This is a genomic window from Demequina sp. NBRC 110057 (assembly GCF_002090175.1).
GTDB lineage: Bacteria > Actinomycetota > Actinomycetes > Actinomycetales > Demequinaceae > Demequina.
This window is the reverse complement of sequence record NZ_BBRN01000007.1, coordinates 1-5477: the sequence shown is the minus strand read 5'-3', so window position 1 is coordinate 5477 and position 5477 is coordinate 1. Positions and strand designations below refer to the sequence as shown.

The window sequence follows — 5477 nt, the reverse complement described above, 5'->3', positions numbered from 1 at the left end:
GGGTAAGTTTTTACGAGTTGCCCCAAATGCTTGCCGGAAGGCGGGTGTGAGGTGTGCTTCCGATCTTTGAGAACTCAACAGTGTGCCACATAGTCGATGCCAAAATCTCCGGCATCTGCCCTTAATGGGGTTGGATGTAGGATTCCTTTGGTAATGAAATGAATGTCAGTGACATTTGTTCTCTTGCTAGAGATTAAACCGGTTCTTTCGGGAGCCACTTCGTTTGTTGATGAGCCCGTTTTCGGGTTTCTGATAAAGCATTTACGGAGAGTTTGATCCTGGCTCAGGACGAACGCTGGCGGCGTGCTTAACACATGCAAGTCGAACGGTGAAGCGAGAGCTTGCTCTTGTGGATCAGTGGCGAACGGGTGAGTAACACGTGAGTAACCTGCCCCAGACTCTGGGATAAGCCTTGGAAACGAGGTCTAATACCGGATAAGCGGCACCACCGCATGGTGAGTGTTGGGAAAGTTTTTCGGTCTGGGATGGACTCGCGGCCTATCAGCTTGTTGGTGAGGTAATGGCTCACCAAGGCGACGACGGGTAGCCGGCCTGAGAGGGCGACCGGCCACACTGGAACTGAGACACGGTCCAGACTCCTACGGGAGGCAGCAGTGGGGAATATTGCACAATGGGCGAAAGCCTGATGCAGCGACGCCGCGTGGGGGATGAAGGCCTTCGGGTTGTAAACCCCTTTCAGCAGGGAAGAAGCGAAAGTGACGGTACCTGCAGAAGAAGCGCCGGCTAACTACGTGCCAGCAGCCGCGGTAATACGTAGGGCGCAAGCGTTGTCCGGAATTATTGGGCGTAAAGAGCTCGTAGGCGGCTTGTCGCGTCTGCTGTGAAAGCACGAGGCTCAACCTCGTGTCTGCAGTGGGTACGGGCAGGCTAGAGTGTGGTAGGGGAGACTGGAATTCCTGGTGTAGCGGTGGAATGCGCAGATATCAGGAGGAACACCGATGGCGAAGGCAGGTCTCTGGGCCACTACTGACGCTGAGGAGCGAAAGCGTGGGGAGCGAACAGGATTAGATACCCTGGTAGTCCACGCCGTAAACGGTGGGCACTAGATGTGGGGCTTATTCCATGAGTTCCGCGTCGCAGCTAACGCATTAAGTGCCCCGCCTGGGGAGTACGGCCGCAAGGCTAAAACTCAAAGGAATTGACGGGGGCCCGCACAAGCGGCGGAGCATGCGGATTAATTCGATGCAACGCGAAGAACCTTACCAAGGCTTGACATATACGGTCTATCCCTAGAGATAGGGAGTGATTTTTTCGCCGTATACAGGTGGTGCATGGTTGTCGTCAGCTCGTGTCGTGAGATGTTGGGTTAAGTCCCGCAACGAGCGCAACCCTCGTCCTATGTTGCCAGCACGTCATGGTGGGGACTCATAGGAGACTGCCGGGGTCAACTCGGAGGAAGGTGGGGATGACGTCAAATCATCATGCCCCTTATGTCTTGGGCTTCACGCATGCTACAATGGCCGGTACAAAGGGCTGCGATACCGTAAGGTGGAGCGAATCCCAAAAAGCCGGTCTCAGTTCGGATTGAGGTCTGCAACTCGACCTCATGAAGTTGGAGTCGCTAGTAATCGCAGATCAGCAACGCTGCGGTGAATACGTTCCCGGGCCTTGTACACACCGCCCGTCAAGTCACGAAAGTCGGTAACACCCGAAGCCGTCGGCCTAACTCTTTGAGAGGGAGACGTCTAAGGTGGGATTGGCGATTGGGACTAAGTCGTAACAAGGTAGCCGTACCGGAAGGTGCGGCTGGATCACCTCCTTTCTAAGGAGCACCTACAGCTTGGCTTTCGAGCCAGTTGTCAGGACCCACGCATCACCCGTACGCGGTGGTGGTGGGGCTCATGGATGGAACATCGACATGGTTATCTCGAGGTAGCCGGCCAGGCAAGTACACGCCCGTCAAGGGTGGAGGAACGCACAGGCTGGATATTCACGGGGTGACGAGGCACACTGTTGGGTCCTGAAAGATCGGGACCGTAACGCAAGGACATGGTCCAGATTCTTTCTGGTGGACCTACCTGAAGCCACGCGAGGTTGTTCGTGGATCCTAGAGATCGCACACGGATGACTGTGGGGGAGGGTATGGATCGTCCGTTGCTTGAGAACTGCATAGTGGACGCGAGCATCTTTGTAATCTGTGGTCAAGTTTTTAAGAGCACATGGTGGATGCCTTGGCAGTAGGAGCCGATGAAGGACGTTGTAGCCTGCGATAAGCCTCGGGGAGCTGGCAAACAAGCTGTGATCCGAGGATGTCCGAATGGGGAAACCCCGCTGGAGTCATGTCCAGTGACCCTCACCTGAATATATAGGGTGAGTGGAGGGAACGTCGGGAAGTGAAACATCTCAGTACCGACAGGAAGAGATATTCCGTGAGTAGTGGCGAGCGAAAGCGGATCAGGCCAAACCATGCGTGTGTGATACCCGGCAGGGGTTGCACGTGTGGGGTTGTGGGACCTTTCACCAGGAGCTGCCGCTTCTGGACAGAGTAAGAAATCCGCGTGATAGTCGAAGGGCATTGAACGGCCCGGCATAGAGGGTGCTACCCCCGTAGACGAAATCGCGTGGACTCTGGAGAGTCATCCCAAGTAGCACGGGGCCCGAGAAATCCCGTGTGAATCCGTAGAGACCACTCTATAAGCCTAAATACTACCTACTGACCGATAGCGGAACAGTACCGTGAGGGAATGGTGAAAAGTACCCCGAGAGGGGAGTGAAATAGTACCTGAAACCGTGTGCTTACAATCCGTCGGAGCCTCCCTAGCAGGGGTGACGGCGTGCCTTTTGAAGAATGAGCCTGCGAGTTAGTGCTCAGTGGCGAGGTTAACCCGTGTGGGGCAGCCGTAGCGAAAGCGAGTCCGAATAGGGCGTTTGAGTCGCTGGGTCTAGACCCGAAGCGAAGTGATCTATCCATGGCCAGGTTGAAGCGCGGGTAAGACCGCGTGGAGGACCGAACCCACTTGGGTTGAAAACCGAGGGGATGAGCTGTGGATAGGGGTGAAAGGCCAATCAAACTTCGTGATAGCTGGTTCTCCCCGAAATGCATTTAGGTGCAGCGTTGCGTGTTTCTTGCCGGAGGTAGAGCTACTGGATGGCCGATGGGCCTCACCAGGTTACTGACGTCAGCCAAACTCCGAATGCCGGTAAGTCAGAGCGCAGCAGTGAGACTGTGGGGGATAAGCTTCATAGTCGAGAGGGAAACAGCCCAGAACACCAACTAAGGCCCCTAAGCGTGTGCTAAGTGGGAAAGGATGTGGAGTTGCATAGACAACCAGGAGGTTGGCTTAGAAGCAGCCACCCTTGAAAGAGTGCGTAATAGCTCACTGGTCAAGTGATTCCGCGCCGACAATGTAGCGGGGCTCAAGTACACCGCCGAAGTTGTGTCATTCACACACTGCCCGGCTCACACTTTCGTGGTGTGGGTCCAAGCGTGTGGATGGGTAGGGGAGCGTCGTGTGGCGGGTGAAGCAGCGGGGGAACCCAGCTGTGGACGCCACACGAGTGAGAATGCAGGCATGAGTAGCGAAAGACGGGTGAGAAACCCGTCCGCCGAATGACCAAGGGTTCCAGGGCCAGGTTAATCCGCCCTGGGTAAGTCGGGACCTAAGGCGAGGCCGACAGGCGTAGTCGATGGACAACGGGTTGATATTCCCGTACCGGCGAAGAACCGTCCCTGACGAATCAGACGATGCTAAGCGCCCGAAACCCCCTTATCCGATCCTTCGGGATCTTCTAGGGGATGTAGCGCGCGACCCGAGTCTGTAGTAGTCAAGCGTATTAACAGGGGTGACGCAGGAAGGTAGCCGAGCGTGGCGATGGTAGTCCACGTCTAAGGGTGTAGGGCGAACGGTAGGCAAATCCGCCGTTCACGTGCCTGAGACCTGATGGTAACCACGTAAGTGGGAAATCGGTGATCCTATGCTGCCAAGAAAAACCTCGGCGCGAGGTTCTAGCCGCCCGTACCCCAAACCGACTCAGGTGGTCAGGTAGAGAATACTAAGGCGATCGAGATAATCGTGGTTAAGGAACTCGGCAAAATGCCCCCGTAACTTCGGGAGAAGGGGGGCCTGAGGCGTGATCCATCTTCGCGATGGTGAGCGTTTGAGGGCCGCAGAGACCAGGGAGAAGCGACTGTTTACTAAAAACACAGGTCCGTGCGAAGTCGCAAGACGATGTATACGGACTGACGCCTGCCCGGTGCTGGAAGGTTAAGAGGAAGGGTTAGCCGCAAGGCGAAGCTCTGAATTTAAGCCCCAGTAAACGGCGGTGGTAACTATAACCATCCTAAGGTAGCGAAATTCCTTGTCGGGTAAGTTCCGACCTGCACGAATGGCGTAACGACTTCTCCGCTGTCTCAACCGCGAACTCGGCGAAATTGCACTACGAGTAAAGATGCTCGTTACGCGCAGCAGGACGGAAAGACCCCGGGACCTTTACTATAGCTTGGTATTGGTATTCGGTGTGGTTTGTGTAGGATAGGTGGGAGACTTTGAAGCCGTGACGCCAGTCATGGTGGAGTCATTGTTGAAATACCACTCTGATCACTCTGGATATCTAACCTCGGTCCGTAATCCGGATCAGGGACAGTGCCTGGTGGGTAGTTTAACTGGGGCGGTTGCCTCCCAAAAAGTAACGGAGGCGCCCAAAGGTTCCCTCAGCCTGGTTGGCAATCAGGTGGCGAGTGCAAGTGTACAAGGGAGCTTGACTGTGAGACTGACAGGTCGAGCAGGGACGAAAGTCGGGACTAGTGACCCGCTGGTGGCATGTGGAAGCGCCAGCGCTCAACGGATAAAAGGTACCCCGGGGATAACAGGCTGATCCTGCCCAAGAGTCCATATCGACGGCATGGTTTGGCACCTCGATGTCGGCTCGTCGCATCCTGGGGCTGGAGTTGGTCCCAAGGGTTGGGCTGTTCGCCCATTAAAGCGGTACGCGAGCTGGGTTTAGAACGTCGTGAGACAGTTCGGTCCCTATCCGCTGCGCGCGCAGGAAATTTGAGAGAATCTGTCCCTAGTACGAGAGGACCGGGATGGACAAACCTCTGGTGTGCCAGTTGTTCCGCCAGGAGCACGGCTGGTTGGCTACGTTTGGAACGGATAACCGCTGAAAGCATCTAAGCGGGAAGCCGGTCTCAAGATGAGATTTCCATCAGAGCAATCTGTGAAGGCCCCCTACAGACCATGGGGTTGATAGGCCGGATGTGGAAGAGGGGACTAACGACCCTCGAAGCTGACCGGTACTAATAGGCCAACAACTTGATACACACACTTATTACTTTTGCTACGCGTCCACTATGCGGTTCCCGAGAAACGGGAACACCACCCTTTATCTCCATAGAGTTACCGCAGCCATAGCGGCAGGGAAACGCCCGGTCCCATCCCGAACCCGGAAGCTAAGCCTGCCAGCGCCGATGGTACTGCACCCGCCAGGGTGTGGGAGAGTAGGACGCTGCGGGACAA

General features: G+C 55.7%; 3 rRNA genes. All 3 read left to right on the top strand.

The features are described 5' to 3' along the window. The first annotated feature begins 260 nt into the window (after nucleotides 1–260). Nucleotides 261–1783: ribosomal RNA gene (locus tag B7K26_RS12760) — 16S ribosomal RNA — on the top strand. A gap of 377 nt (nucleotides 1784–2160) precedes the next feature. Next, a 23S ribosomal RNA gene (locus tag B7K26_RS12755) occupies nucleotides 2161–5281 on the top strand. A gap of 77 nt (nucleotides 5282–5358) precedes the next feature. Next, nucleotides 5359–5475: ribosomal RNA gene (gene rrf / locus B7K26_RS12750) — 5S ribosomal RNA — on the top strand. The 16S, 23S and 5S rRNA genes sit together here, the layout of an rRNA operon. Nucleotides 5476–5477: the final 2 nt, after the last annotated feature.